General features: G+C 66.5%; 23 protein-coding genes. 13 read left to right on the forward strand and 10 right to left on the reverse strand.

What is annotated here, in order from left to right; translation table 11 throughout:
• Together ACFJGT_RS17805 and ACFJGT_RS17810 are read left to right on the forward strand one after the other, a co-directional pair.
• Positions 1-1,566, forward strand: a complete 1,566-nt coding sequence (locus tag ACFJGT_RS17805; protein WP_377840341.1) for an ABC transporter substrate-binding protein — start codon at positions 1-3, stop codon at positions 1,564-1,566.
• A gap of 57 nt (positions 1,567-1,623) precedes the next feature.
• Positions 1,624-2,919 carry an NAD(P)/FAD-dependent oxidoreductase gene (locus ACFJGT_RS17810; RefSeq protein ID WP_377840344.1) on the forward strand — a complete coding sequence of 432 codons (1,296 nt, stop codon included), beginning with the start codon at positions 1,624-1,626 and terminating at the stop codon, positions 2,917-2,919.
• A gap of 39 nt (positions 2,920-2,958) precedes the next feature.
• Here ACFJGT_RS17810 and ACFJGT_RS17815 read toward each other — a convergent pair whose 3' ends face one another.
• Positions 2,959-3,435 (reverse strand): Lrp/AsnC family transcriptional regulator, encoded by a 477-nt coding sequence (locus ACFJGT_RS17815; protein ID WP_377840347.1) that lies wholly within the window; start codon positions 3,433-3,435, stop codon positions 2,959-2,961.
• A 26-nt stretch (positions 3,436-3,461) separates the two neighbouring features.
• Between ACFJGT_RS17815 and putA the strand changes: the two genes are divergently transcribed.
• Complete coding sequence (gene putA, locus ACFJGT_RS17820) at positions 3,462-7,286, forward strand: trifunctional transcriptional regulator/proline dehydrogenase/L-glutamate gamma-semialdehyde dehydrogenase (protein WP_377840350.1); 3,825 nt, start codon at positions 3,462-3,464, stop codon at positions 7,284-7,286.
• A gap of 87 nt (positions 7,287-7,373) precedes the next feature.
• Positions 7,374-8,381 (forward strand): trans-3-hydroxy-L-proline dehydratase, encoded by a 1,008-nt coding sequence (gene lhpH, locus ACFJGT_RS17825; RefSeq protein WP_377840354.1) that lies wholly within the window; start codon positions 7,374-7,376, stop codon positions 8,379-8,381.
• Between the two features lie 24 nt (positions 8,382-8,405).
• On the opposite strand, the gene ACFJGT_RS17830 is transcribed toward lhpH, so the two are convergent.
• Positions 8,406-8,960 (reverse strand): LuxR C-terminal-related transcriptional regulator, encoded by a 555-nt coding sequence (locus ACFJGT_RS17830; RefSeq protein WP_377840359.1) that lies wholly within the window; start codon positions 8,958-8,960, stop codon positions 8,406-8,408.
• A 105-nt stretch (positions 8,961-9,065) separates the two neighbouring features.
• Between ACFJGT_RS17830 and ACFJGT_RS17835 the strand changes: the two genes are divergently transcribed.
• Positions 9,066-9,788 (forward strand): haloacid dehalogenase type II, encoded by a 723-nt coding sequence (locus tag ACFJGT_RS17835; protein ID WP_377840362.1) that lies wholly within the window; start codon positions 9,066-9,068, stop codon positions 9,786-9,788.
• A gap of 41 nt (positions 9,789-9,829) precedes the next feature.
• On the opposite strand, the gene ACFJGT_RS17840 is transcribed toward ACFJGT_RS17835, so the two are convergent.
• On the reverse strand, positions 9,830-10,720 hold the full coding sequence (locus ACFJGT_RS17840; protein ID WP_377840365.1) for a LysR family transcriptional regulator: 891 nt from the start codon (positions 10,718-10,720) through the stop codon (positions 9,830-9,832).
• A 127-nt stretch (positions 10,721-10,847) separates the two neighbouring features.
• On the opposite strand from ACFJGT_RS17840, the gene ACFJGT_RS17845 reads away from it, so the two are divergent.
• From ACFJGT_RS17845 to ACFJGT_RS17865, 5 genes are all read left to right on the forward strand, one after another.
• Positions 10,848-11,849, forward strand: coding sequence for a hydroxyacid dehydrogenase (locus ACFJGT_RS17845; RefSeq protein WP_377840368.1), 1,002 nt, complete (start codon positions 10,848-10,850; stop codon positions 11,847-11,849).
• Between the two features lie 47 nt (positions 11,850-11,896).
• Positions 11,897-12,865 carry a Bug family tripartite tricarboxylate transporter substrate binding protein gene (locus tag ACFJGT_RS17850; protein WP_377840371.1) on the forward strand — a complete coding sequence of 323 codons (969 nt, stop codon included), beginning with the start codon at positions 11,897-11,899 and terminating at the stop codon, positions 12,863-12,865.
• Between the two features lie 129 nt (positions 12,866-12,994).
• Positions 12,995-13,450 carry a tripartite tricarboxylate transporter TctB family protein gene (locus tag ACFJGT_RS17855; protein ID WP_377840374.1) on the forward strand — a complete coding sequence of 152 codons (456 nt, stop codon included), beginning with the start codon at positions 12,995-12,997 and terminating at the stop codon, positions 13,448-13,450.
• A gap of 3 nt (positions 13,451-13,453) precedes the next feature.
• The gene (locus ACFJGT_RS17860; protein ID WP_377840377.1) at positions 13,454-14,971 is read left to right on the forward strand and encodes a tripartite tricarboxylate transporter permease; all 1,518 of its coding nucleotides are present in this window, start codon (positions 13,454-13,456) and stop codon (positions 14,969-14,971) included.
• A gap of 100 nt (positions 14,972-15,071) precedes the next feature.
• Positions 15,072-15,746, forward strand: a complete 675-nt coding sequence (locus tag ACFJGT_RS17865; RefSeq protein ID WP_377840379.1) for an RraA family protein — start codon at positions 15,072-15,074, stop codon at positions 15,744-15,746.
• A 149-nt stretch (positions 15,747-15,895) separates the two neighbouring features.
• Here ACFJGT_RS17865 and ACFJGT_RS17870 read toward each other — a convergent pair whose 3' ends face one another.
• The 6 genes from ACFJGT_RS17870 to ACFJGT_RS17895 form a co-directional block, all read right to left on the reverse strand.
• Positions 15,896-16,123 (reverse strand): hypothetical protein, encoded by a 228-nt coding sequence (locus ACFJGT_RS17870; RefSeq protein ID WP_377840382.1) that lies wholly within the window; start codon positions 16,121-16,123, stop codon positions 15,896-15,898.
• Positions 16,124-16,221: 98 nt separating this feature from the next.
• On the reverse strand, positions 16,222-17,880 hold the full coding sequence (gene pgm, locus ACFJGT_RS17875; protein ID WP_377840386.1) for a phosphoglucomutase (alpha-D-glucose-1,6-bisphosphate-dependent): 1,659 nt from the start codon (positions 17,878-17,880) through the stop codon (positions 16,222-16,224).
• 103 nt (positions 17,881-17,983) lie between these two features.
• Positions 17,984-19,255 (reverse strand): RNA polymerase sigma factor, encoded by a 1,272-nt coding sequence (locus tag ACFJGT_RS17880; RefSeq protein ID WP_377840389.1) that lies wholly within the window; start codon positions 19,253-19,255, stop codon positions 17,984-17,986.
• A gap of 62 nt (positions 19,256-19,317) precedes the next feature.
• Complete coding sequence (locus ACFJGT_RS17885; RefSeq protein ID WP_377840391.1) at positions 19,318-19,743, reverse strand: YciI family protein; 426 nt, start codon at positions 19,741-19,743, stop codon at positions 19,318-19,320.
• A 74-nt stretch (positions 19,744-19,817) separates the two neighbouring features.
• Positions 19,818-20,240 (reverse strand): YciI family protein, encoded by a 423-nt coding sequence (locus tag ACFJGT_RS17890; protein ID WP_377840394.1) that lies wholly within the window; start codon positions 20,238-20,240, stop codon positions 19,818-19,820.
• A 184-nt stretch (positions 20,241-20,424) separates the two neighbouring features.
• A complete protein-coding gene (locus tag ACFJGT_RS17895) occupies positions 20,425-21,765 on the reverse strand; it encodes a dihydroorotase (RefSeq protein ID WP_377840397.1) in 1,341 nt (446 codons plus the stop codon).
• Positions 21,766-21,916: 151 nt separating this feature from the next.
• Here ACFJGT_RS17895 and ACFJGT_RS17900 point away from each other — a divergent pair, with 151 nt between their 5' ends.
• From ACFJGT_RS17900 to ACFJGT_RS17910, 3 genes are read left to right on the forward strand one after another with little or no spacing between them, the layout of a single operon-like run.
• Positions 21,917-22,816, forward strand: a complete 900-nt coding sequence (locus ACFJGT_RS17900) for a YgfZ/GcvT domain-containing protein (RefSeq protein WP_377840399.1) — start codon at positions 21,917-21,919, stop codon at positions 22,814-22,816.
• Positions 22,813-23,457 carry a DNA-3-methyladenine glycosylase I gene (locus ACFJGT_RS17905; RefSeq protein ID WP_377840401.1) on the forward strand — a complete coding sequence of 215 codons (645 nt, stop codon included), beginning with the start codon at positions 22,813-22,815 and terminating at the stop codon, positions 23,455-23,457. Before ACFJGT_RS17900 ends, ACFJGT_RS17905 begins: the two co-directional genes overlap by 4 nt.
• On the forward strand, positions 23,418-24,077 hold the full coding sequence (locus ACFJGT_RS17910) for a YfbR-like 5'-deoxynucleotidase (protein ID WP_377840405.1): 660 nt from the start codon (positions 23,418-23,420) through the stop codon (positions 24,075-24,077). Before ACFJGT_RS17905 ends, ACFJGT_RS17910 begins: the two co-directional genes overlap by 40 nt.
• Here ACFJGT_RS17910 and ACFJGT_RS17915 read toward each other — a convergent pair.
• Entirely contained in the window at positions 24,052-25,410 is a 1,359-nt protein-coding gene (locus ACFJGT_RS17915) for a pilus assembly protein TadG-related protein (protein ID WP_377840409.1), read from the reverse strand. The two genes, ACFJGT_RS17910 and ACFJGT_RS17915, sit on opposite strands and share 26 nt — an antisense overlap.
• Positions 25,411-25,644 lie beyond the last annotated feature (234 nt).

Here is a 25,644-nt window from a genome sequence, read left to right on the forward strand (position 1 = left end):
ATGAAAAGCACCGCTTCGACCAAAGCCGGACTTCTCGCCGGCGTTCTCGGCTTCGGCCTCCTGGCATCCATGCCGGCCTTCGCCGCGAAGACCGAACTGACCTTGGGCGCCGCCGCCGTCGATGTCGGGACGCTCGATCCGCATTATGCCAGCAGCACCTCGGACCGCATTCTCTCGGCCTGGATCTTCGGCGGGCTCGTCCGCTTCGCCCCTGGCTCGACCGATCCGGCCACGATCGAGGCCGATCTCGCCGAGAGCTGGCAGGCGAGCGACGACCGCCTCGTCTGGACCTTCCAGCTGCGCCCCGGCGTGAAATGGCAGCAAGGCTATGGCGACGTTACCGCCGAGGACGTGGTGTTCAGCCTCGACAAGGCGCGCGACCCGAAGCGCTCGGCCTTCGCCAGCGACTATGCCGCCTTCCAGAAGGTCGAGGCGGTCGATTCCGGGACGGTCCGCATCACGCTGTCCAGCCGCGTGCCCAGCCTTCTCGGCCTCCTCACCAACTATGCCGGCGGCTTCATCATCTCCAAGAAGGCCTTCGAGGAGCGCGGCGAGAACTTCCGGCGCAGCCCGGTCGGCTTCGGGCCGTTCGCGCTCGACGCGATCACACCCGGCCAGGCCGTGACCTTCAAGGCGAACGACGCCTATTTCCGCGGCAAGCCCAAGCTCACCAAGATCACCTATCGCTTCCTCAACAACAACGCCGCGCGCGACCTCGCCTTCGTTGCCGGCGAGGTCGATACCGCGACAGGTCTCGCCGACCAGCGCTGGCTGCAGCGCACGCTCGCCAATCCCGGCGTCGTCGTCGACAGCTTCGATCCGGCCGAGCTGACGACGCTAAGCATCAATGTCACCAAGCCGCCCTTCGACAATATCAAGGTGCGCCAGGCCCTCGCCCACGCGATAGACGCGGGCAAGATCGCCCAGTATCGCGGCCCGCGCTTCACGCGTGCCGGCAAGTCGGCGATCCCCTCGAACAATCTCGGCTTCGACGAGAATGCGGGCGTGCTGCCGCCGGACCCGGTCAAGGCCAAGAAGCTCTTGGCGGAAGCCGGCTTCCCCAACGGGCTGACCGTGACCATGCTCTCCAGCCAGTTGCCGAGCCTGGAATCGACGGCGCAGATCATCCAGGGCCAGGCCGCCGAAGCCGGCATCACGCTCAACCTTCAGCCGGTCGAGCACGCTACCTGGCACCAGATGATCCGCAAGGACCTGAGCCCGCTCGTCATGTACGGCGCCGCGCGCTTCCCGATCGCCGACAATTACCTGACGCAGTTCTACCATTCGAAGAGCGCCATCGGCCAACCCGGCCAAGTCGTGAATTTCAGCCATTGCGACGTCGCCGACAAGCAGATCGAAGCCGCCCGCGGCGAGACCGACGCCAAGAAGCAGATCGCGCTCTGGCAGGAGGCGCAGAAGCTGATCATCACCCATGTCTGCGTCATCCCGATCACCGAGACCGGGCAGGTCTGGGCCCGCCGCGAGAAGCTCAACTGGGGTTTCGACCTCAAGGGCTCGATGTCGCTCGGGCCGCTCGTCACTGAGCAGACCCATTTCGTCGACTGAAACCACCTTCCGGCCGCGCCCTTTGGGGCGCGGCCCTCCTCCATCCCAGACAAAGCCATGTCCAAGCTGACCTATCCGAAATACGCCAATCTCTGCGGCTGGAACGCGATGCTTCCGGAGCGCACGCCGCGCGCCGCGCTGAGCGAAGATGTCACCGTCGACTATGCCGTCATCGGCGCGGGCTATACCGGCGTCGCCGCCGCCCGGCGCCTGCACGAGCTCGATCCGCAGGCGCGCATCGCCCTGATCGAGGCGACGACGGTCGGCGAAGGCTCCTCGGCGCGCAATTCCGGCTTCACCACACCCGACGTGCTGCCGCGCACCGCCTCGATGGAAATGGCCGAGAAGGCCCGCAACCAGACGCGGCTCTTCACCGAAGCTTTCAACTGGCTCACCGGTATCATCCGCGACAACGACATCGCCTGCGACATGCAGAAGGTCGGCTCGATCCGCGCCGCCGCGACCGAAGAGGGCGAGGCCACCTTGCGCAAGGTCGCGGAGGTCGCCAAGGCTAACAACCTCCAGCATACGATCCTCGACCGTGCCGGCATCCGCGAGCGCATCGGCGCCGACTACTACCGCTACGGCCTCCACATGCACGACACCTGGCTGTTGCAGCCGGCGGCCCTGATCCGCGGCCTCATTGACGCGCTCCCCGCGAACATCACGCTCTACGAGCAGAGCCCGGTCCGCGAGATGCGGCGGGAGGGCCCCGGCTGGCGGCTCGCCACCGAGGGCGGCAGCGTTCGCTGCCGGACGGTCGTGCTGGCCAATAACGGCTTCATCCCCCGGCTCGGCTACCTGAAGTCGCGCATGGCGACGATCTTCACCTATGCCGCGGTCACCGAAGCGGTGAAGGGCGCCGATATCGAGCATCTCGGCCAGTCCCCGGCCTGGGGCCTGCTGCCCTCGCACCGGCTGGGCACCACCTTGCGCCGCATCGGCCGCGACCGGCTGATGGTCCGCTCGCTCTACGCCCATGACGCCGAGATCGCGCAGGCCACCGCCATCAGCGAATTGCGCGACCGCTTCCAGCGCCGCTGGCCGGCGCTGCAGCATGTCGATTTCGAGTATGTCTGGGGCGGAACGACCGCCTTCACCATGAATGGCGCGCCCTGGTGGGGCAAGCTCGAGGACGGGCTCTATGCCTCCGGCGGCTGCAATGGCAGCGGCCTCGCCAAGGGCACGATGCTCGGCCGCCGGCTCGCCGAGCTGATCCGCGGTGTCGGCAATGCCGGCGAAGTCGAGGCGATCATGGGCGAGGCAAGCTGGATCGCGCCCGAGCCCTTCCGCTCGATCGGCTTCCGCGTGATCTCGGCGCTTGAAAGCCGCAAGGCCGGGCTGGAGGCCTGAACGACAGGCCGGCGCCGGCCCCTCCGGGAGAACGGGGCCTCACCAGGTTTCCTTGACCGTCTCCATGGCGACATTGGTCGAGGTGTTCGCGACATGGGGCAGGTTTGAGATCTTCTCGCCCAGCACGGCCCGGTAGCGCCGGATGTCCGGTGTGCGGATCTTCAGGAGATAGTCGAAACGCCCGGCGATCATGTGGCACTCCTCCACCTCCCTGATCTTCTTGACCTCTTCGTTGAATTTCATCAGCGCCTTTTCCGTGGTGTCGGACAGCTTCACCTCGGCGAAGGCGATGTGATCGAGCTTGAGCTTGGCCGGATTCAGCGTCGCCCGGAAGCCTTCGATATAGCCGTCGTCGACCAGCCGGCGGAACCGGATCTGGCACGGGGTCTTCGACAGGCCGATCCGCGCCCCGAGTTCGGCGATCGAGATCCGGCCGTCCTCCCTGAGGACGTCGAGGATCTTGCGATCAAGCGCGTCCAGATCGCCTTCGATTGGCATTTCCTTGGCCTTTTTCATTTATTAATCTCGCATCTGAAGTCCGAATGGACTGCAGGATAGCAAAATTTGGACCGCGTGAGAATCGCGCCCGTGATAAGCTCCCGCGCAAAGAACGGGAGAGGGTTCTCGCCCCCGGCCCGTCCAGTTCGAACCCGCCGGGAACCGCCATGAGCCAAGCCACCGCTGCCGCACTCGAGACCGCCACCAGCCCGGCGCCCTTCGAGGGCTTCGCGCCGCCGATCCGTGAGCAGTCAGCGCTGCGTCAGGCGATCACCGCTGCCTATCGCCGGCCGGAAACCGAATGCCTGCCGCCCTTGCTGGCCGCCGCGAAGCTGGCTCCGGCAAGCAAGCAGGACATCGCGCGCACGGGACGCAAGTTGATCGAGGCGCTGCGGGCCAAGCACAAGGGCACCGGCGTCGAAGGCCTGGTTCAGGAATACTCGCTCTCCAGCCAGGAGGGCGTCGCGCTGATGTGCCTTGCCGAGGCGCTGCTGCGCATCCCGGATACGGCGACGCGCGATGCGCTGATCCGCGACAAGATCGCGGATGGCGACTGGAAGTCCCATGTCGGCGGCGGCAAGTCGCTCTTCGTCAATGCCGCGACCTGGGGCCTCGTCGTCACCGGCAAGCTGACCTCCACCGTCAATGACCGCAGCCTCGCCGCTGCCCTGACCCGCCTGATCGCGCGCGCCGGCGAGCCGGTGATCCGCCGCGGCGTCGACATGGCGATGCGGATGATGGGCGAGCAGTTCGTCACCGGCGAGACGATCGACGAGGCGCTGAAGCGCGCCCGGCCGCTGGAGGCGCGGGGCTTTCGCTATTCCTACGACATGCTCGGCGAGGCCGCGACGACCGCTGCAGATGCCGCCCGCTACTACCGCGATTACGAGAACGCGATCCACGCCATCGGCCGGGCCGCGAACGGGCGCGGTGTCTATGAAGGTCCGGGCATCTCGATCAAGCTTTCGGCGCTGCATCCGCGCTATAGCCGCGCGCAGGCCGGCCGCGTCATGAGCGAGCTGCTGCCGCAGGTGCGCGAGCTCGCGCTGATCGCTAAATCCTACGATATCGGCCTCAATATCGACGCCGAGGAAGCAGACCGGCTGGAGCTCTCGCTCGACCTGCTGGAGGCGTTGAGCTTCGACAATGCGCTGCAAGGCTGGAACGGTCTCGGCTTCGTGGTGCAGGCCTATGGCAAGCGCTGCCCCTTCGTGCTCGACTGGATCATCGATCTCGCTCGCCGCACCGGCCGGCGCATGATGGTGCGCCTGGTCAAGGGCGCTTATTGGGATGCCGAGATCAAGCGCGCCCAGGTCGACGGGCTCGCGGATTTCCCGGTCTATACCCGCAAGGTCCATACCGACGTCGCCTATGTCGCTTGCGCTCGCAAATTGCTGGCGGCACCCGACGCGATCTTCCCGCAATTCGCCACGCATAACGCCCAGACGCTGGCGACGATCTATCATCTCGCCGGCAACGACTTCGCCGTCGGGAAATATGAGTTCCAGTGCCTGCACGGCATGGGCGAGCCGCTTTATGACGAGGTCGTCGGCCAAGACAATCTCGACCGGCCCTGCCGCATCTATGCGCCGGTCGGCACGCATGAGACGCTGCTCGCCTACCTCGTACGGCGCCTGCTCGAGAACGGTGCGAATTCCTCCTTCGTGAACCGCATCTCCGATCCGAAGGTGACGATCGACTCGCTCGTGGCCGATCCCGTCGATGTCGTCGAGGCGATGCCGGTCATCGGCATGCTGCACGACCAGATCGCGCTGCCGGCCGACCTCTATGGCGCCGACCGCGCCAATTCGAAGGGCATCGACCTCTCCAACGAGGCGGCTCTGGCCGAGCTTGCCGGCAATCTCGCGGCGACGGTCGGTCAGAGCTGGCATGCCGTGCCGCTGCTAGCCGACAACTCCATCTCGGGCACGACGCGCCCGATCCTGAACCCGGCCGATCATTCGGACGTGGTCGGACAGGTCACCGAGCTTGCGGTCGAGGACGCCGCCAAGATCGCGCGTCTCGCTGCCGAGGGCGGCAAGGCCTGGGCCGCCGTGCCCCCGGCCGAGCGCGCCGCCTGTCTCGATCGTGCCGCCGACATCATGCAGGCCCGTATCGAGACGCTGATGGGCATCGCCATGCGCGAGGCCGGCAAGTCGGCCGCCAATGCGATCAGCGAGGTGCGCGAGGCCATCGACTTCCTGCGCTACTATGCCGACCAGGCGCGCAAGACACTCGGGCCGGCGCATGCGCCGCTCGGGCCGATCGTTTGCATCAGCCCGTGGAACTTCCCGCTGGCGATCTTCACGGGCCAAGTCGCTGCGGCGCTCGTCGCCGGCAATGCGGTGATGGCCAAGCCCGCCGGCGTCACGCCGATCATCGCCCATGAGAGCGTAAAGATCCTGCTCGAGGCCGGCGTCCCGCGTGGCGCGCTGCAGTTCACGCCCGGCAGCGGGCGCCTCGGCGCGGCGCTGGTCGGCGCGGCCGAGACGGCCGGCGTGATGTTCACCGGCTCGACCGAGGTCGCGCGCGGCATCCAGGCCCAGTTGGTGGAGCGTCTCTCGGCCGAGGGCAAACCGATCCCGCTGATCGCAGAAACCGGTGGCCAGAACGGCATGATCGTCGATTCCTCGGCGCTGGCCGAACAGGTCGTCGCCGACGTCATCGCCTCAGCCTTCGACAGCGCCGGCCAGCGCTGCTCGGCCTTGCGCGTGCTCTGCCTGCAGCAGGACATCGCCGATCGCACGCTGCACATGCTGCAGGGCGCGCTGAAGGAACTGACGATCGGCCGGACCGACAGGCTCAATGTCGATATCGGCCCGGTGATCAGTGAGGGCGCTAAAGCTGAGATCGACGACCATGTCGCACGCATGCGCGGCCTCGGCCGCAAGGTCGAGCAGCTCCCGCTGCCGGAGGCCGCGGCGAAGGGCACCTTCGTGCCGCCGACCATCGTCGAATTGAAGAGCCTCACCGATCTGAAGCGCGAGGTCTTCGGCCCCGTGCTCCACGTCATCCGCTATCAGCGCGACGATCTCGACAAGCTGATCGACGAGGTCAACGGCTCCGGCTACGGCCTGACCTTCGGCCTGCATACGCGGCTCGACGAGACGATCGCCCATGTCACCAGCCGCATCAAGGCGGGCAATCTCTACGTGAACCGCAACATCATCGGCGCGGTGGTCGGGGTGCAGCCCTTCGGCGGGCGCGGGTTGTCCGGCACCGGGCCGAAGGCGGGCGGGCCGCTCTATATCGGCCGGCTCGTGCGCAAGGCGCCGATCCCGCCGCAGCACAGCTCGATCCATACCGATCCGGCGCTGCTCGAATATGCCGCCTGGCTCTCCGGCAAGGGGCTGAACACTGAAGCGAACACCGCCCGCGAGATCGGCGGCCATTCGGCGCTCGGTCTCCATGTCGAGCTCGCCGGGCCGGTCGGCGAGCGCAATCTCTACGCGCTGCATCCGCGCGGCCGCATCCTCCTCGCGCCGCAGACGGAAGCGGGCCTCTACCGACAGGTCGCGGCGGCGCTGGCGACGGGCAACCAGCTCGTCATCGATGCGGCCTCCGATCTGAAGGACGCGCTGTCGGGCCTGCCGGCTGCGGTCGAAGCCCGCGTCGGCTGGACCTCCGACTGGGAAGCCGACGGCCCGTTCTCCGGGGCGCTGGTCGAGGGCGACACCAAGCGGATCGGCGAGGTGAACCGCCGCATCGCGGGGTTGTCCGGCCCGCTCGTGCTGGTCCAGGCGGCGAGCACGGAGGAGCTGAAGCGCGATCCCGACGCCTATTGCCTGAACTGGCTGCTGGAGGAGGTCTCGACCTCGATCAACACCACGGCGGCCGGCGGCAATGCCAGCCTGATGACGATCGGCTGAGGCGAAGAACGCTCGTTCAGGCGCTGCCTTGCGGACGGCGCCTGAACCTGCTCAAGGCTTTGCCGAAACACAGCATCAGGGGGAACGATGCAGGCCGATCGCGTCATCCAGACCGTCGAAACCCATACCGGCGGCGAGCCGTTCCGAATCGTGACCAGCGGTTTGCCGCGCCTGCCCGGCAAGACGATCGTCCAGCGGCGCGACTGGGTAAAGAAGAATATCGACGAGATCCGGCAGGCATTGATCTTCGAGCCGCGCGGCCATGCCGACATGTATGCGGGCTATCTGACCGAGCCGGTCTCAGCCCATGCCGATTTCGGCGTGATCTTCGTGCATAACGAGGGCTATAGCGACCATTGCGGCCATGGCGTCATCGCGCTGGCCACCGCTGCCGTCGAACTGGGCTGGGTCAAGCGCACGGAGCCGGAAACGCGCGTCGGCATCGACGCGCCCTGCGGCTTCATCGAGGCCTTCGTGACCTGGGACGGGAAGCGCGCCGCGAGCGTGCGCTTCGTCAACGTGCCCTCCTATCTCGTCCATCGCGACGTCAGCGTGGAAACGCCGACCTATGGGCGCGTCACCGGCGACATCGCCTTCGGCGGCGCCTTCTATTTCTACACCGATGGCCGCCCCTTCGGCCTCGCGATCCGGCGCGAGAATGCCGAGGCGCTGATCCGTTTCGGCGCCGAGGTGAAGATCGCCGCCAACAAGGCCTTCCCGGTCGCGCACCCGGATATCCCGGAGCTGAACCATATCTACGGCACGATCATTGACGGCGACCCGCTCGACCCCAAGGCGACGCAGGCCAATTGCTGCATCTTCGCCGACCGGCAGCTCGACCGCTCGCCGACCGGCTCCGGTACGGCGGGACGGACCGCCCTGCTCCACGCCAAGGGGTTGCTGAAGCCCGGCGAGCTTCTGGTCAACGAGTCCATCGTCGGTTCGATCATGACCGGGCGAGTGCTGCACGAGACGAAGCTCGGAGCGATCGACGCGATCATCCCGGAAGTCTCCGGCAGCGCGCATCTCTGCGGCCAGGCGACCTGGTTCATCGACCGCGACGACCCGCTGCGGCACGGCTTCCTGCTGCGATAGGACCTGCCGGCCGAGTTCGCAGGATCAGCCGCTCAGCAGCAGCTCGATCAATCGCTTGGTGCTGTTGACGTCGTATTTCCGCAGCAGCCGGGCGCGATAGATATCGACGGTGCGCGGGCTGATGTTCAGGGCTTTTGCGACCTCCTTGCCCGTCTTGCCGTCGATCAGCAACGCGGCGACGTCGCGTTCGCGCGGGGTCAGCGACGTCCGCAGCGATTGGCCGTCGGCCTCGGCCTTTCCGAGTTCGGAGAACACCCAGAGCGTGTGCTCATGGGCATCGTCGGGCGTATAGGTGAACCCGCTGACCCGAACCCAGAACAGGTCGCCGTCGAGACGTCGCATCACGCGGTCGTCGGTATAGCTGCGCTCGGCGGCCAGGCGCATGCCGACCCGCTTCCCGGTCTCCTCGTAATCGGATTGCGTCGGGTAGAGCCGCTCGAACGAATGGCCGACCAGATCACCCATCGCTCCGCGAAACATCCTGGCGAAGACGTGGTTGCAGGCGAGGAGGATGCGGCTGCGGCCGATGACGAGCCCGACCGGGGCATTCTCGAAAGCCAGTCGGTAATCCACATCCATCGGCAATCTCCCCCGCCCACCGCCCACCCGAACACTTAAGTGTCCGATACCTATAGGATTAGGCGTTGAGTTCGCCTAGCTTCTCCCGAAGACAGGAACAGACCGATGAAACTCACCGATTTCAAAGCCCTGACCTTCGACTGCTACGGCACGCTGATCGACTGGGAGACCGGCATGTTCGAGGGGCTGAAGCCGCTCACCGGCCGGCTCGCCACGCCGCCGACGCGCGATCAGGTTCTGGAAGCGCATGCGCGCCATGAATCGGCGCAGCAATTGCAGACGCCGGCGCGGCTCTACCGGGACCTGCTGGCGATCGTCTACAAGCGCCTCGCCGAGGAATGGCGCCTGCCCGTCACCTGGGATGAGTGCGTGGCCTATGGGCAATCCGTCAAGAACTGGCCGGCCTTTCCGGATTCCGCCGAAGCGCTCCAGTATCTCAAGCGCCACTACAAGCTCGTGATCCTGTCGAATGTCGACAACGAGAGCTTCGCCGCCAGCAATGCGAAGCTCAAGGTTGCTTTCGACGCGATCTACACGGCCGAGGATATCGGCTCCTACAAGCCGTCGGATCGCAATTTCGATTACATGCTGCAGAACCTGGAGACACTCGGCATCCGCAAGGGCGAGATCCTGCACACCGCCGAGAGCATGTTCCACGACCATGGCCCGGCGAACCGGCACGGCCTGGCTTCCTGCTGGATCTATCGCCGCCACGACAAGGACGGCTTCGGCGCAACCATGCATCCGGGCGACATGCCGAGATACGATTTCCGCTTCAACAGCATGGCCGATCTCGCCAGAGCCCATCGGGAAGCGCTCGGCAACTGACCAGCGGCTGAGCTGCGCGAGAGATCAGCCGCGACGGCAGCCTAGAGCGGCCCGAGATCGCGCACGATCAGGTTGTAGAGCGCCTGGGCGGCCGGGGTCAGCGTCTCCCCGCGCCGCCGGATCAGCGAGACCGGCCGGTCGACGATCGGATCGACCAGCGGAATCTGCGCGAGATCGGGGCGCAGGTTCTCGACCAGCGACTCCACCAGGATGGCGATGCCCAGCCCTTCCGAAGCCAGCCCGATCGCACTGGAGAAATACTCGACCACGAATTTGGTCTTCACCTCGATGCCGGAGCGCGAGAGCTGCGCTTCCATCAGCAGACGGTTGCCGCTGCTGCCGCCGAGCGTGATCAGGTCCTGGCCAGCGAGGTCTGCCCAGGCGATGGTCTCGCGCCCGGCGAGCGGATGGTCGTTGCGGCAATAGACGACGAAGGGGTCGCGGACGAGGATCTCGTTGTGCAGGTCCTGCTGGTTCGGCGGCTGGACATGCAGGCCGAACTCGGCCTGGCGCCGCCGCACCGCCTCGATCACGAGCGTGCTGGTCCGGTCGAGGATTTCGACGCGGTTATTGGGATGGCGCGTGGCGTATTTGCGCAGGATGCGCGGCAAGCGGCCATACATCAGCGACGGCACCGAGGCGATCGTGATGTCGCCGGTCGAGAAGCGCGACATTGTCTTCAGCCGCTCGAACGAGCGATCGACAGCATCGAGCATGCGCTGGGCTTCCGGCAGGAACTCGCGGCCGATGCTCGTCAGCGCGACGGTTCGTGTCGTCCGGTCGATCAGCTTGAGCCCGACATGGGCCTCCAGCCGCTGAATGCGCCGCGTCAGGCCGGTCTGCGTGACATGCAGCTTCTCGGCCGCCTTGTTGAAGCTTCCGAGCTCCGCGATCTGGATGAAGGCCTCGATGCCGTCGATCGGATGTTTCATGACAAAAGATCATTGATATATGTCATTATTTCAGCATACGAGCATAGCCGCCTTGGTCAATAGTGTTCCCGAAAGGCGCCCAACCGCTGCGATGCGGGATGCGAGGCAGCCGTGAGGAAGCGCAGAGATGACCGATACCAGTGCCCGCACTCGCGGCAGGCGCGTGCTCGTCACGCATGACCGTTTGGCCGAGAACGCCATCGAGCTTCTCAACGCGCATGACGTCGACGTCTTCTTCTCGCCGGCCTATGCGCCGAGCGAGCAGGTCGCCCAGCGTGCGGCCGAATTGCAGATCGATGCCCTGATCGTCCGCCAGGGCCGCGTCGACGAGGCGATCATCGCCGCCTCCCCGCGCCTGAAGGTCATCGCCAAGCACGGCGTCGGCGTCGACAATATCGACCTGCAGGCGGCCGCTTCGCGCGACATCCCGGTCATCCGCGCCATGGGCTCGAACTCGCGCGCCGTCGCCGAGCACACCATCGCGCTCGCCCTGACCCTGTTGAAGGACATCCCGCGCCTGGACGCAGCCGTGAAGGCCGGCACCTGGCCGAAGCCGAGCTTCATTGGGCGCGATATCATCGGTACCGTGATCGGCCTCGTCGGCTTCGGCTCGATCGGCCAGCATGTCGCCCGGATGGCGCAGGGGCTCGGCATGACCGTCCTGCTGCACGATCCCCATGCCCGCGCGGCGATCGCGCAGTTCGGTGGGGATTGCGAACGCGATCTGGACAGCCTTGTCGCGGAGGCCGACATCGTCAGCCTGCATTGCCCGCTGACGAATGCCACGCGCGATCTGCTGGATACCCGCCGCTTCGGGCTGATGAAGCCGACCTCGCTCGTCGTGAACACGGCGCGCGGCGCCCTGATCAACGAGGCCGCCCTTTGTGCCGCGCTGCTGGAGGGCCGGATCGCCGGCGCGGGGCTCGACAGCTTCGCGGTCGAGCCCCCGGCTCCGGACAGCCCGCTCTGGGCCCTGCCCAACCTGATCGCCACCCCGCATATCGCCGGCGTGACCGCGGGATCGGCCAAGACCATGGCCGAGATCGCCGCCCGGCACGTCATCGCCGTGCTCGACGGCGAAGAGCCGGATGCGGCCAGCCTCGCGAGGTTGACCGAACTCGCTGCCTAAGATCCGGACCAGATACCGGACGACCATAAACCAACGGGAGGAAGACCATGAAGATCGTCTACAAGGCACTCGCCGCGCTAGCCCTGTCCGCGCTCGCGACCACGGCCTCGGCGCAGCAATATCCTGAGAAGCCGATCCGGCTGGTCATTCCGTTCCCGCCCGGCGGCGGCACCGACGTCGTCGCGCGCGTCATCGCCCAGAAACTCGGCGAGAGCACGGGCTGGACGCTGGTGGCCGACAACAAGCCCGGCAGCGGCGGCAGCGTCGGCCTGAGCCTCGCCGGCAAGGCCGCTCCGGACGGCTACACCATCGTCCTCGCGCAGAACGCCAACCTCGTCATCAACCCGATCCTCGGCAAGGCCAATTACGACCCGATCAAGGATTTCGCGCCGATCGGCCTCGTCGCCTCGGCGCCGCAGGTCCTCGTCGTCGCCAAGGATTCGCCGATCAAGACGGTCGAGGACCTGCTGGCCGCCGCCAAGGCCAAGGACGGCAAGCTGACCTTCGCCTCTCCGGGCGTCGGCACCAGCTCGCATCTGGCTGGCGAGCTCATCCAGCAGATCGCCGGCGTCAAGTTCCGCCACGTTCCCTACAAGGGCTCGGCCCAGGCCCTGCCGGACCTGCTCGGCGGGCGCGTCGAGATCTACATCTCCTCGGTTCCCTCCGCGATGGTGCAGATCAAGGAAGGCGTGCTGCGCCCGATCGCGGTCTTCGCGACCAAGCGCGATGCAGACCTGCCGGATGTCCCGACCTTCGAGGAGAAGGGCCTGAAGAACTCCGAGGCCGTGACCTGGTGGGGCCTGGCGGCGCCCGCGGGCGTGCCGGCTCCGATCGTCGCCCGCATCAATACCGAGCTCGGCAAGGTGCTGAAGCAGCCCGACACGCAGGCCAAGCTGCGCTCGGCCGGTGCCGAGGCGCTCGGCGGCAGCAGCGAGGAATTCGGCGCGCTGATCAAGTCCGACGTGCCGAAATGGACGGCGGTCATCAAGGCGGCCGACGTGAAGGTCGCCGACTGAGCCGTTGACGCGGGCCGGGAAGCCGCGCCGTCGGGCGGCGGTTTCCCGGTACGGCGCATGCCCATCCTGAAAGCCTGAGTCCCGGCGGCGCCCGAGCTGCGCCGCCCGGCATCACGTCGGATATCGGCCATGAAAACCAGCATCTTCAAGAACCAGGACGCCCTCGCCGGCCTGCTGTTCATCGGGCTCGGCGCGCTCGGCTTCGCGATCGCGCTCGGCTACAAGTTCGGCACCACGATCGACATGGGACCGGGCTATTTCCCGCGCATCCTCAGCCTCGTCCTGATCGGCTTCGGCATCGTCACCTTCCTCAAGGGGCTGCGCCATTGCATGCCGGTCGAGGGCGGCTGGGCCTGGCTGCCGCTCTTCCTGCTGAGCGCCGCGCTCCTGCTTTTCGGCTTCCTCCTCGAACGCCTGGGCCTCGTGCCGGCGCTCGCCGCCCTGTTCTTCGTCTCGGCCCGTGCCGGCCACGAATTCAAGGCGCTGGAGGTGCTCGTCCTGACAGCGGTGATGTCGGTCTTCGCCGCCGCCGTCTTCGTCTGGGGCCTGAAGCTGCCCTACGCCCTCTTCGCCTGGAATTTCTGAGACATGGAGATCATCGATCACTTCGTGCTCGGTTTCGGCGTCGCCCTGTCGCTGCAGAACCTGGCCTATTGCTTCCTCGGCGTGCTGCTCGGCACCCTGATCGGCGTGCTGCCGGGCGTAGGCCCGCTGGTGACGATCTCGATGCTGCTGCCGATCACCTTCGGGCTGCCACCGGTCTCGGCCGTCATCATGCTCTCGGGCATCTATTACGGCGCGCAATATGGCGGCTCGACCACGGCGATCCTGGTCAACCTGCCCGGCGAGACCTCGTCGGCCGTCACCTGCCTCGACGGCTACCAGATGGCCCGCCGCGGCCGGGCCGGCGCCGCACTTGCGATCGCCGCCCTCTCCTCCTTCGTCGCCGGCTGCATCGGCACGCTCTTGATCGTCGCGCTCGGCGTGCCGCTCGCCTCCTGGGCGCTGCGCTTCGGCGCCGAGGACTATTTCGCCCTGATGGTGCTCGGCCTCGTCGCGGCCTCGGTGCTCAGCCATGGCGACATGGTCAAGGCGCTCGCCATGGTCGTGGTCGGTCTGCTGATCGGGCTTGTCGGCACCGACGTGAACTCGGGCGTCGAGCGCTACACCTTCGGCCTGCCGGAACTCGCCGACGGCATCGGCTTCACCGTGCTCGCCGTCGGCATGTTTGCGATCTCAGAGGTCGTCATCAACCTGGAGCAGAAGGAGGCCCGCGAGGTCTTCACGAAGAATGTCGGCGGCCTGATGCCGCGCTGGGAGGACTTGAAGGCCTCGTTCCTGCCGACCTTGCGCGGCACGGCCATCGGCTCCTTCTTCGGCATCCTGCCCGGCACCGGCCCGTCGATCTCCTCCTTCTCCGCCTACATGCTCGAGAAGAAGCTGGCGAAGGACCCGTCCCGCTTCGGCCAGGGTGCGATCGAGGGCGTCGCCGCGCCGGAAGCGGCCAACAACGCAGCCGCGCAGACCGCCTTCATCCCGACGCTGACGCTCGGCATCCCCGGCAGCGCGACCATGGCGCTGATCCTCGGCGCGCTGATCATGAACGGTGTCCAGCCCGGCCCGACCGTGATGGCGCGCAATCCCGAACTGTTCTGGGGCGTCATCGCCAGCATGTTCATCGGCAACGCCCTGCTCGTCGCGCTGAACCTGCCGCTAGTCGGCCTCTGGGTGCGCCTGCTCAGCATCCCCTATCGCTGGCTGTTCCCGGCGATCGTGATGTTCTGCGCGCTCGGCAATTACAGCCTCAACAACAGCGCGATCGACGTCTATCTCTGCGCGGCGATCGGCGTGCTCGGCTATGTCTTGGCCAAGCTGAAATGCCCGCCGGCGCCGCTGGTGCTCGGCTATGTGCTCGGCCCGATGATGGAAGAGAACATCCGCCGGGCGCTGCTGCTGTCGGAAGGCGATCTCTCGATCTTCGTGAAGAGCCCGATCAGCCTGACCTTCCTCTCGCTCTCGCTGCTGCTCCTGGTCAGCATGGCCCTGCCTGCCATCCGCCGCGGCAAGGCCCGTGTCGATCAGGAGGAGGAGGCCGGCGCGACCTGAGCGCGCCGGCACGCTCCGCCCCTTCGCCGACCCCCTCTCTCCCAGCCGCTGCGCCGCCCGGTTCGCCGCGCCGGCCAGCCATGACAACCAAGGACGTCCCATGATCGGATTTCGCATCCTCAAGCGCCGCCGCCAGGTCGATGCCGGCCTCGTCGAGCGCTTCCGCACGGTACCGGTCGCCAATGTCAGCGATTCGATGTCGCGCATGACCGCCGGCGGCGCCTCGCTGCGCCCGCTGCATCGCGGCGGCGTGATGGCCGGCCCGGCCCTCACCGTGAAGACGCGGCCGGGCGATAACCTGATGATCCACAAGGCGCTCGACCTCGCAGCCCCCGGCGACGTCGTCGTCGTCGATGGCGGCGGCGACCTCACCAATGCCCTGATCGGCGAATTGATGATCGCCCATGCCCGCACGCGCGGCATCGCCGGCATCGTGCTCCATGGCGCCGTGCGCGATTCAGCCTGGATCCGCGAGATCGACCTGCCGATCTATGCCGCCGGCATCAGCCATCGCGGCCCCTACAAGGACGGTCCCGGCGAGATCAACGTCCCGATCGCGATCGAGGGCATGGTGATCGAGCCCGGCGATCTCGTCATCGGCGACGATGACGGCATCCTCTGCGTGCCCTTCGACCAGGTCGAGACGATCTATGCCGCCGCGCACAAAAAGCATGCGATGGAAGAGAAGAAGATGCAGGCGATCCTGGAAGGCCGGGACGATCGCGGCTGGATCGACGCGACGCTGACGCGGCTCGGTTGCGCCATCGAGGCCTGACCATACCCACACCGCCGAAGCGGCGCGCTGCTGAATTCACATGGTACAGCAAGCCCGCCGACGAGCGGGCTTGCTCGATGGCGGTGCTCGCAGGCCGCTTCCCGCCTGAGGCTCAGCCCGCGAGCCGACCCGAAGGGTGGAAGCGCGAATCAGGCCGGCGCCTCCGAGCGTCGGGAACGTCCCAGTTCAACGCCCTGGATTCGCTCAACATATTGAATATGATGCAGAATCGACGCGCTTGCCACGCTCGAATCCTCAGCTATGCTGGAGTAAAGCAAAGCTTTGGGAGGGGTTATGCTGTATTGGTCGATGATCGTCTGGCTGGCTTGCGCCGCCATCTTTCTTGAGCTGGTCGAGCGCGCTCCGGCCATCGACAACTAGAGCTTCCTGGAGAGTTGGGGATAGGCGGCACATCCGCCACGCGCACCGGCGCGACAGGCCGGCGGCGGTCATCCCCGCGCCGGCCCGCTGATAGTCAGGACGCCCCGGCCGCCGCGAAGGCCTGCCCGACGATGCGCCGCGCATCCTCCTGGATAGCAGCGAGATGCGCCTCGTCCCGGAAGCTTTCGGCATAGATCTTGTAGACCTCCTCGGTGCCCGACGGACGCGCCGCGAACCAACCATCCGCCGCCGTAACCTTGACGCCGCCGATCGGCGCGTCGTTGCCCGGCGCCTTGCTCAGGATCGCCGTGATCGGCTGCCCGGCCAGCTCCTTCGTCGCGATCTGTTCGGCCGACAGGTTCTTGAGCACGGCCTTCTGGCTCGCACTCGCCGGCGCATCGACGCGGGCGTAGCGGGGTTCGCCGAGTTCCGCCGTCAGCTTGCCATAGAGCACGCCCGGGTCGTTGCCGGTCTTGGCGGTGATCTCGGCGGCGAGCAGGCCGAGGATGATGCCGTCCTTGTCAGTGGTCCAGGCCGAGCCGTCCATGCGCAGGAAGGAGGCTCCGGCGCTCTCCTCGCCGGCGAAGCCGAAGCTGCCCGAGATCAGCCCGTCGACAAACCATTTGAAGCCGACGGGAACCTCGACGAGCTTGCGCCCGAGCTTCGCCGCGACGCGGTCGATGATCGCGCTCGACACCGCCGTCTTGCCGATCGCCGCATCCGCGCGCCAGCCCGGCCGGTTGGCGAAGAGATAGGCGCTCGCCGCCGCGAGATAATGGTTCGGGTTCATCAGCCCGCTGCTGCGCGTCACGATGCCGTGCCGGTCGGCATCGGTGTCGTTGGCGAAGGCGACGTCGAAGCGGTCGCGCATGCCGATCAGGCTCGCCATCGCATAGGGCGACGAGCAGTCCATCCGGATCTTGCCGTCCCAGTCGGCCGTCATGAAGCCGAAGGCCGGATCGACCTCCTGGCTGACGATCGTCGCGTTCAACCCGTAGCGATCGATGATCGGCTGGTAGTAGTCGAGCCCGGCGCCGCCCAACGGATCGATGCCGATCACGACACCGGCCTGCCGGATCGCCTCCATGTCGACGACGCTGGCGAGGTCCGAGACATAACCGGTGATGTAGTCGTGCCGGTGGACATGCTCGCTCTTCAGCGCCTTGTCGTAGGGCATGCGCAGGATGCCGGCGAGCTTATCAGTGAGGAGAGCGTTGGCGCGCTTCTCGATCCAGCCTGTGGCGTCGGTATCGGCCGGCCCGCCATGCGGGGGATTGTATTTCAGGCCGCCATCGGCCGGCGGGTTATGCGAGGGCGAGATCACGACGCCGTCGGCGAGCCCGGCGGTCCGGCCGCGATTATGCGTGATGATCGCGTGCGAGATCACCGGGGTCGGCGTGAAGCCGAGCTTCTCGTCGATGATCGTCGCGACGCCATTGGCCGCGAAGACCTCCAGCACCGTCTCGAAGGCATTGCGCGAGAGCGCATGCGTGTCGATGCCGAGGAAGAGCGGCCCGTCGATCCCCTGCTCGCGGCGATAGAGGCAGAGCGCCTGCGCGATCGCCAGGATATGCGCCTCGTTGAACGAGCGCAGCAGCGCCGAGCCGCGATGGCCGGAGGTGCCGAAGGCGACCTGCTGCGAACGCTGGGAGGGATCGGGCTGCTCGTAATAGGCCTTGGTGAGGGCCGCCACGTCGACGAGTTGGCCGGGCTCGAGCCGCTTGCCGGCCAGGGGACTCACGGTATCGCTCATGTAGGCTCTCATTCCAGGCAAGTCAGGATGCGACATCCCTTATAGACGCCGGCATGAACAGAGTTGCAACGGAATGCGACAGGGACGCGGCACTGGGCGCAGATCACGCGCCGGCTGCGCGTTCCTTGGCGGCCCTGTCCTGCATCAAAGCCCGCTCCCTCGCGTTCTGCGTCAGTGCCACGGCGCTGTCGAAGGCATCAGCCGCCTCCCGATGGCGGCCGAGCTTGGCGAGCAGATCGCCGCGCACGCCCGGCAGCAGGTGATAGCGCTTGAGAGCCGGCTCGCCGGCCAGCGCCTCGACCAGGGCGAGCCCGGCCTCCGGCCCATCCGCCATGCTGACCGCCACCGCGCGGTTGAGCTCGACGATCGGCGACGGCGTCACCTGCCCGAGCACGGTGTAGAGCGCGACGATCCGCTGCCAGTCGGTCTCCTCGGCCGTGCGGGCGCGGGCATGGCAGGCGGCGAGCGCTGCCTGCAACAGGTAAGGCCCTGGCGCCGTGCCGGCGAGCCGTTGCGCCTGCTCCAGCCCGGCAAGCCCACGCCCGATCAGCAATCGATCCCAGCGGGCGCGGTTCTGGTCGAGCAGCAGGATCGGCTCCCCATCGGCGCCGACGCGAGCCCGGAGCCGCGAGGCCTGCAGTTCCATCAGCGCCACAAGGCCATGGACCTCGGGCTCGTCAGGCGCCCGCGCCGCCAGGATGCGCCCGAGCCGCAGCGCCTCCTCGCACAGGCCAGGCCTGATCCAGTCCTCGCCGGCCGTGGCCGAATAGCCCTCGTTGAAGATCAGGTAGACGACCTCAAGCACCGAGGCGAGGCGCTCGCCGAGCTCGGCGCCGGCCGGCACTTCGTAAGGCACCTTCGCCTCGCTCAGCGTCTTCTTCGCCCGCACGATGCGCTGCGCCATCGTCGGCTCCGGCACGAGGAAGGCCCGCGCGATCTCCTCCGTCGTCAGGCCGCCCAGGAGGCGCAGCGTCAGCGCAATCCGCGCCTCCTTCGGCAAAACCGGATGACAGGCGGTGAAGATCAGGCGCAGCAGGTCGTCACCGACCTCGTCGTCGAGCGCCTCGTCGATATCCGGCATCGCCGGCCCTTCATTGTCGATATCGCGGCCGATCTCGTCCTGCTTGCGCCGGGCCATGATTTCGTGGCGGGCAGTGTCGAGCGCGCGGTGCTTGGCGACCTGCATCAGCCAGGCCGCCGGATTGCGCGGCACGCCCTCTTCGGGCCATTGCCTGAGCGCCGCGACCAGCGCGTCCTGCGCCAGCTCCTCGGCCCGGCCGACATCGCGGGTCAGCCGCGCGAGCCCGGCGATCAGCCGGGGCGCTTCCATGCGCCAGACCGTCTCGATGGTGCGGTGTGCATCGCTGCCTGACATGGGAAGCGATACACACCATCAGCCCGTCGGCTGGCAAGGGGCGCAGGCAAGGCGTCGGTCGATCAGCCCTGGCTCTCGGACTCGGCCTTGAGCCGGTCCCACTGCGCCGCCGTCTCCGGCGTGACGATCTCGCCGAAATCGGCCAGCTCGAACAGCGGGCGGATCTCGATCTCGGACGGGCCGGGCATCGGATTGGGGCAGCGCTTGACCCAGGCGATCGCCTCGTCGAGCGAGGCGCATTCCCACAGCCAATAGCCGGCGACCAGTTCCTTGGTCTCGGCGAAGGGCCCGTCGACGACGGTGCGCTTGGTGCCGTCGAACTGGACGCGGGCCCCCTTCGAGCTGGGCTGCAGGCCGTCGCCGCCCCTCATGATGCCGGCTTTCACCAGCTCTTCGTTATAGGCCATCATCGCCTCGAGCAGCTCCTGGCTCGGCGGAGCGCCGGCTTCGCTGTCCTTCGTCGCCTTGACCATCACCATGAAACGCATCGGTTTTCTCCTTTGGAGGGACGGAGGCATCGGCTGCACCGTCCGTTGAGTTGGATCTGGGAAACCGGGCCGGCTCAGCCGGGGCGCTTCTCGAATGCGGCGCGCAGGTTTTCCTTCCGTTCGCTGCGCTCCGGCGTCACCATGTCTCCGAAATCCTCCATCTCGAAGACGGGCCTGAGCTCGATCTCGGTGCCGCCGTCGAAGGGCGCGCGCTTCAGCCACTCGACCGCCTCGTCGAAGGACTTCACCTGCCAGAGCCAGAAACCGGCCAGCAGTTCCTTGGTCTCGGCGAAGGGGCCGTCGGTGATCGCCCGCTCGCTGCCCGAGAAACGCATGCGCAGCCCCTTGGAGGTCGGCTGCAGGCCTTCCGCAGCGAGCAGGATGCCGGCCTTGATCAGTTCCTCGTTGTAGACGCCCATCTTCGCGAAGACCTCCGGATCCGGCATCACGCCGGCTTCGCTGTCCTTGCTCGCCTTGACCAGAACCATCACACGCATCGGTCTTCTCCTCGGGTTTGGGAGAACCGGGCGGCTTCGGCGCGAACCGCCGAAACCCGTTCTCTGACTGCACGTCGAACGGGCGCGGCGGGAATCGACAGCGCCGGGAATCTTTTTTCGATTTTTTTTTGCGGAGCCGCCCGCGCGCTTATCTGGAGCCAAACGCGGGCGGCGCCGATCCGTTTCAGGCGCTGCGCGGGAGCGCCTCCAGGAAGCGGGCCGGCTCGCCCTGCGACGGCGTCGTCAATTCGCCCTCCCACATCACCTTGAGGCCGCGCACGAAGGTGCCGACCGGCCAGCCGGTGACGGTGACGCCGTCATAGGGCGTCCAGCCGCATTTCGAGGCGCTCCACTCCTTGGTGATCGTCTCGCGGCGCTTCAGGTCGACGATGGTGAAATCCGCATCGTAGCCGACCGCGATCCGGCCCTTGCCTTCCAGCCCGAAGATGCGTTGCGGGCCGGCGCTAGAGAGATCGACGAAGCGCTCCAGCGTCAGCCGGCCGGCATTCACATGGTCGAGCATGATCGGCACCAGCGTCTGCACGCCCGGCATGCCGGAATGGCTCGCCGGATAGGCATGGTGCTTTTCCTCATGGGTATGGGGCGCATGGTCGGAGCCGAGCACGTCGACGATGCCCTGTTCGACGCCCCACCAGATGCGCTGGCGATGGCTGTCGTCGCGGATCGGCGGGTTCATCTGGGCATAGGTGCCGAGGCGCTCGTAGCAATCCGGCGCCACCAGCGTCAGGTGGTTCGGGAGAACCTCCACCGTCGCGACATCCTTGTGGTCTTTCAGGAAGACCATCTCCTCAGCCGTAGAGATATGCAGGATATGGACGCGCGCGCCGGTCTCGCGCGCGATCCGCACCAATCGCTTCGTGCAGGTCAGCGCCACCTCAGGCGAGCGCCAGACCGGATGGCTCGACGGATCGCCCTCGACGCGCAGCGGCATGCGCTCGCGCAGCATCATCTCGTCTTCGGAATGGAAGGCGGCGCGCCGGCGCGTGCGCTTCAGGATTTCGGCGACGCCCTTGTCATCCTCGACCAGCAGGTCGCCGGTCGAGGAACCCATGAACACCTTGATGCCGGCCGCGCCCGGCAGCCGCTCCAGCTCCGGCACGTCGTTGGCGTTCTCATGCGTGCCGCCGACCCAGAAGGCGAAGTCGCAATGCATGCGATGGCGCCCGCGCCTGATCTTGTCGGCCAAAGCCTCCGGCGTCGTCGTCTGCGGGATCGTGTTCGGCATCTCGAAGACGCACGTCACGCCGCCGAGCGCGGCCGAGCGCGAGCCGCTCTCCAGATCTTCCTTATGGTCGAGCCCCGGCTCGCGGAAATGCACCTGGCTGTCGATCACGCCGGGCAGGATATGCAGGCCGGTGCAATCGACCACCTCGCCGGCCGAAGCCTGCGAGAGATCGCCGAGCGCCATGATCTTGCCGCCGGTCACGCCGACATCGCGCGCGACGCGGCCATCCTGGTTCACCACCGTGCCGCCCTTGAGGATGACGTCGTAGGTCTGGGGCATGGCGTGTCTCCGGGAGGTTGAGCAAAGACTGGATGCAGCCTACCTATCGGCCAACGCGCCGTCCCGGAAGCCCAAACAGTTTTCGGGTGGCGCCATCATCCCCATTCGGCTGACGAGCCTCGGCCCGACATCAGAACTGGAACGGCTGCCCATGCCCGCCACACGATTGATCGATCGCGGCGTCATCCGCATCAGCGGCGACGACGCGCGCGACTTCCTGCAGAACCTCGTGACCAACGATCTCGATCCGGTCCTGCCCGGACAGGCCGGCTACGGCGCGCTGCTGACGCCGCAAGGCAAGATGATCTGCGATTTCTTCATCCTCGCGCTGGCGCCGGAGGATGGCGGCGGCTTCCTCATCGACTCGCCCCTGCTCCAGACCGCCGACCTGATGAAACGCCTGAAGCTCTACAAGCTGCGCGCCAAGGTGGCGCTTGAAGACCTCACCGAGAAGAGCGCCGTCATGGCCTCGGCGGATGGCGCGCCGCTGCCCGCGGATACCGGCTTGGTCTATGACGACCCGCGCCTGCCGGCGCTCGGCCAGCGCGCCATCGCCGATATCGAAGGCATCGAGGCGCTCGTCACCGCAGAGCCGGAGGCCTATCACGCCCGCCGCATCGCGCTCGGCGTGCCCGCTGGCGGGCGCGACTTCGCCTATGGCGACACCTTCCCGCATGAGGCGCTGCTCGACCAGCTCGGCGGCGTCTCCTTCAAGAAGGGCTGCTATATCGGGCAGGAGGTTGTCTCCCGCATGCAGCATCGCGGCACGGCGCGCACCCGCGTCGTACCGATCGTCTTCGACGAGGGCATCGCGGCCGAAACCGGCGCGGATGCGACGGCCGGCGGCAAGCCGCTCGGCAGCATCGGCTCTGGCGCCAACGGCCGGGCACTTGCCATGCTCCGGCTCGACCGGCTGGCCGATGCGCTTGCTGCAGGCACGCCTCCGCTCGGCGGCGGGATGCCCTTCCATCTCGCGGAGAAGCCCGGCTTCATCCGCTTTCCCTTCCCCGGCGAAGCGGGCTTCGGCGCCGCCGCAGGAGCTGCCCTATGAGCGACGCCGTCATCGTCAGCGAAGAACGCATCGCGATCCGGGGGGCGGACGGCAAGTTCCGCTGCCGCTGGCCGGGCACCGAACCGCTTTACCTCGCCTATCACGACACCGAATGGGGCGTGCCGGAATACGACTCCCGCGCCCTCTGGGAAAAGCTGATCCTCGACGGCTTCCAGGCCGGCCTGTCCTGGATCACCATCCTCAGGAAGCGCGACGCCTTCCGCGCCGGCTTCGCCGGTTTCGAGCCGGAAACGGTCGCCCGCTTCACCGAGGCCGATGTCCAGCGCCTGCTCGCCGATCCCGGCATCATCCGCCATCGTGGCAAGATCGAGGGCACGATCAGGAGCGCGCAGGCCTATCTCAGGATCAGCGAGCGCGAGCCCTTCGCCGATTTCCTCTGGAAGCATCTCGACGGCCGCGTGCTGCAGAACAGCTACCGGACGCAAGGCGATGTGCCGACCCAGACCAAGCTGTCGGAGACGATCTCCAAGGAGCTGAAGAAGGCCGGCTTCACCTTCTGCGGCCCGACCATCGTCTACGCCTTCATGGAGGCCTGCGGACTGGTCAACGACCACCTGACCGGCTGCTTCCGCTGGAGCGAATGCGCCGCGCTGGCGCGCGACTCGCGCCCCGCCGCCTGATGGCCCGCAAGCCCGAACCGCCGCGCGCCTGGCAGCGCATGCTCTCGGGCCGAAGGCTCGACCTGCTCGATCCCTCCCCGCTCGATATCGAGATAGAGGACATCGCTCATGGTCTCGCCCGCGTCGCCCGCTGGAACGGACAGACGCGCGGCGCCCATTCCTTCTCGGTGGCGCAGCATTCGCTGCTGGTCGAGGCGATCGCCGCCCATCTCAATCCGGACTGGAGCGAGAACTGGCGCCTGATGGCACTGCTCCACGATGCGCCGGAATACGTCATCGGCGACATGATCTCGCCGTTCAAGGTGGTGATGGGCGACGCCTACAAGAGCGTGGAGCTGCGCCTGCTGGCGGCGATCCATCTGCGCTTCGGCCTGCCGGCCGCGACGCCGGCCGCCCTGAAGCGGAAGATCAAGGAAGCCGACACCATTGCCGCATTCTTCGAGGCGACGCGGCTGGCCGGCTTCGGCCGCGAGGAGGCCCTGAAATTCTTCGGCCGGCCGCAGGCCCTGCCGGTCGAAGTCCTGGCCTGGCTCGATCCGCTCGACACCGAGGCGGCGCAGGCGCGCTTCCTAGCGCGCTTCACCGCGCTCGGCCTCACTGCGTCAGGCGCACCGCGCTGATCTCTTTGGCGATCGCCTTGAAGATCGGGTCCAGCTGCGAAGCCGCCGACACCTCATAATACATGTTCGTGTTGGAAGCGCAGTTGCGCAGAAGCGTCGCATTACCGTCGATGACACGGATCGTGTAGAGACTTATGCCGGCATTCTTGACCCCCGTGCAAGCAAGCGCCGTCCGGGCATCGATCGCTGACTGAGTAGTCGTGAACCTGTTCTGGGTGTTGTCGCCGTCCGTCAGCAGGATCATGTACTTCTTGAGTTGCGGCTCGGTTGACGGCTTCGCTTCGGTGAAAGGCGCACTCGGCGAAAGCGTCGCCCAACCCCATGCCGCCCCAATCGTGACATTGGTGTTGCCGACCGGCGTCATCGTGTCGATCTTGGTCGACAAAGCGGTCCAGTCAGATGTCAATCCCATCGCTTCGACGAGAGAGCTTTGGCCGCACCACGTCGCCGGGTACATTTGGGCATTGGCGGTATAGGACGTACCGTCGGCCACGTCGTAATTCTGATCCCTGTCGGCGATACAGCCTTCGCTCTTGGCCCAGTTCGCCTTGGTCAGGGTCTCGGTGCACGTCATCACACCCTTATTATTGGTGCTGCAGCCCGAGATCGTCGCATCTGACTGAGCCGCACCACTGGGCGCCGTGCAGTTCTTTCCGTTTCTATCGCAAGTCATCGTCACCGAACGGGTCATGCCGTAGCGAATCCACGGCTCGTCCTTCAAAGCCCGGTTGATACGCACCTGAGTGTTGAACGGCACAATCGAAACGCGAATTTGATCGGCGTCGATCGCAGCCTCCTTCATGATCTTCAGCAGGCTTTTCGAAGCCGTCTTCAGATTCGTCATCTTGCTGTCTTGGGACATCGACCCGGTGTTATCGAGCACGAGCGCGAGCTCGATCTTGTTGGTTCCCCAGGTCGACTGACTGTTGGTGGCCACGGGGATCTGGCTCATGCCGAGCACGGCAGAAACCGTCGTCGGCACAGTGGCCTTCGCATCGATCTTGATCGTCCGCGCCGTACGGTCGATCGTTATCTCGGCATTGCTGAACTCGCTCTTCACATTGGCAGGCAGGTTGTCGCGGATCCAGGCGTCGATGCGGCTCCTGATCTGCCCGTCGGTCAGCTTCTGGGCGTCGCGCGCCGCCATCAGCGCCGCGGAATCGATCGCCGAGTTGAGCGCTTGCCGGGTATTGCTGGCGCGGGAATAGTCGATCGCGATTCCCGCGACGCCGATCAGCGGGACGAGCACGAGCCCGAACAGCATCAGGAAGTTGCCGCCCTCATCGCGACGAAAGCGCCGGATCATCTCAGGCAGGGAACCGATCTTCATCATGTGCCTCGTCCAGGGCCAGATTGCCGCATTCGACCCTGGAAGCGTTGGCGGCCGGAGCTTACGAATTGCTGAAACCGATTTGCGGAAGTCTGGCCTATCTGCACATTTTGAATCGAAAGACTCTGCCGTTGCGTCATCCTGCGTTTTATCATCGCGGACGATACAACCATTGATTGTAAACCTGACGTCCCGCCCGAAAAAGGGAATGTTTCCGATATTGAACAAGTGATCGTC

Source organism: Allobosea sp. UC22_33 (genome assembly GCF_042700715.1).
Lineage (GTDB): Bacteria > Pseudomonadota > Alphaproteobacteria > Rhizobiales > Beijerinckiaceae > Allobosea.

What these genes read in the sequence shown, in the direction of transcription:
- ACFJGT_RS17805 (WP_377840341.1), top strand. Translation starts at nt 1, where the DNA reads ATGAAAAGCACCGCTTCGACCAAAGCCGGACTTCTCGCCGGCGTTCTC.
- ACFJGT_RS17810 (WP_377840344.1), top strand. Translation starts at nt 1,624, where the DNA reads ATGTCCAAGCTGACCTATCCGAAATACGCCAATCTCTGCGGCTGGAAC.
- ACFJGT_RS17815 (WP_377840347.1), bottom strand. Translation starts at nt 3,435, where the DNA reads ATGAAAAAGGCCAAGGAAATGCCAATCGAAGGCGATCTGGACGCGCTT.
- putA (WP_377840350.1), top strand. Translation starts at nt 3,462, where the DNA reads ATGGACTGCAGGATAGCAAAATTTGGACCGCGTGAGAATCGCGCCCGT.
- lhpH (WP_377840354.1), top strand. Translation starts at nt 7,374, where the DNA reads ATGCAGGCCGATCGCGTCATCCAGACCGTCGAAACCCATACCGGCGGC.
- ACFJGT_RS17830 (WP_377840359.1), bottom strand. Translation starts at nt 8,960, where the DNA reads ATGGATGTGGATTACCGACTGGCTTTCGAGAATGCCCCGGTCGGGCTC.
- ACFJGT_RS17835 (WP_377840362.1), top strand. Translation starts at nt 9,066, where the DNA reads ATGAAACTCACCGATTTCAAAGCCCTGACCTTCGACTGCTACGGCACG.
- ACFJGT_RS17840 (WP_377840365.1), bottom strand. Translation starts at nt 10,720, where the DNA reads ATGAAACATCCGATCGACGGCATCGAGGCCTTCATCCAGATCGCGGAG.
- ACFJGT_RS17845 (WP_377840368.1), top strand. Translation starts at nt 10,848, where the DNA reads ATGACCGATACCAGTGCCCGCACTCGCGGCAGGCGCGTGCTCGTCACG.
- ACFJGT_RS17850 (WP_377840371.1), top strand. Translation starts at nt 11,897, where the DNA reads ATGAAGATCGTCTACAAGGCACTCGCCGCGCTAGCCCTGTCCGCGCTC.
- ACFJGT_RS17855 (WP_377840374.1), top strand. Translation starts at nt 12,995, where the DNA reads ATGAAAACCAGCATCTTCAAGAACCAGGACGCCCTCGCCGGCCTGCTG.
- ACFJGT_RS17860 (WP_377840377.1), top strand. Translation starts at nt 13,454, where the DNA reads ATGGAGATCATCGATCACTTCGTGCTCGGTTTCGGCGTCGCCCTGTCG.
- ACFJGT_RS17865 (WP_377840379.1), top strand. Translation starts at nt 15,072, where the DNA reads ATGATCGGATTTCGCATCCTCAAGCGCCGCCGCCAGGTCGATGCCGGC.
- pgm (WP_377840386.1), bottom strand. Translation starts at nt 17,880, where the DNA reads ATGAGCGATACCGTGAGTCCCCTGGCCGGCAAGCGGCTCGAGCCCGGC.
- ACFJGT_RS17880 (WP_377840389.1), bottom strand. Translation starts at nt 19,255, where the DNA reads ATGTCAGGCAGCGATGCACACCGCACCATCGAGACGGTCTGGCGCATG.
- ACFJGT_RS17885 (WP_377840391.1), bottom strand. Translation starts at nt 19,743, where the DNA reads ATGCGTTTCATGGTGATGGTCAAGGCGACGAAGGACAGCGAAGCCGGC.
- ACFJGT_RS17890 (WP_377840394.1), bottom strand. Translation starts at nt 20,240, where the DNA reads ATGCGTGTGATGGTTCTGGTCAAGGCGAGCAAGGACAGCGAAGCCGGC.
- ACFJGT_RS17895 (WP_377840397.1), bottom strand. Translation starts at nt 21,765, where the DNA reads ATGCCCCAGACCTACGACGTCATCCTCAAGGGCGGCACGGTGGTGAAC.
- ACFJGT_RS17900 (WP_377840399.1), top strand. Translation starts at nt 21,917, where the DNA reads ATGCCCGCCACACGATTGATCGATCGCGGCGTCATCCGCATCAGCGGC.
- ACFJGT_RS17905 (WP_377840401.1), top strand. Translation starts at nt 22,813, where the DNA reads ATGAGCGACGCCGTCATCGTCAGCGAAGAACGCATCGCGATCCGGGGG.
- ACFJGT_RS17910 (WP_377840405.1), top strand. Translation starts at nt 23,418, where the DNA reads ATGCGCCGCGCTGGCGCGCGACTCGCGCCCCGCCGCCTGATGGCCCGC.
- ACFJGT_RS17915 (WP_377840409.1), bottom strand. Translation starts at nt 25,410, where the DNA reads ATGATGAAGATCGGTTCCCTGCCTGAGATGATCCGGCGCTTTCGTCGC.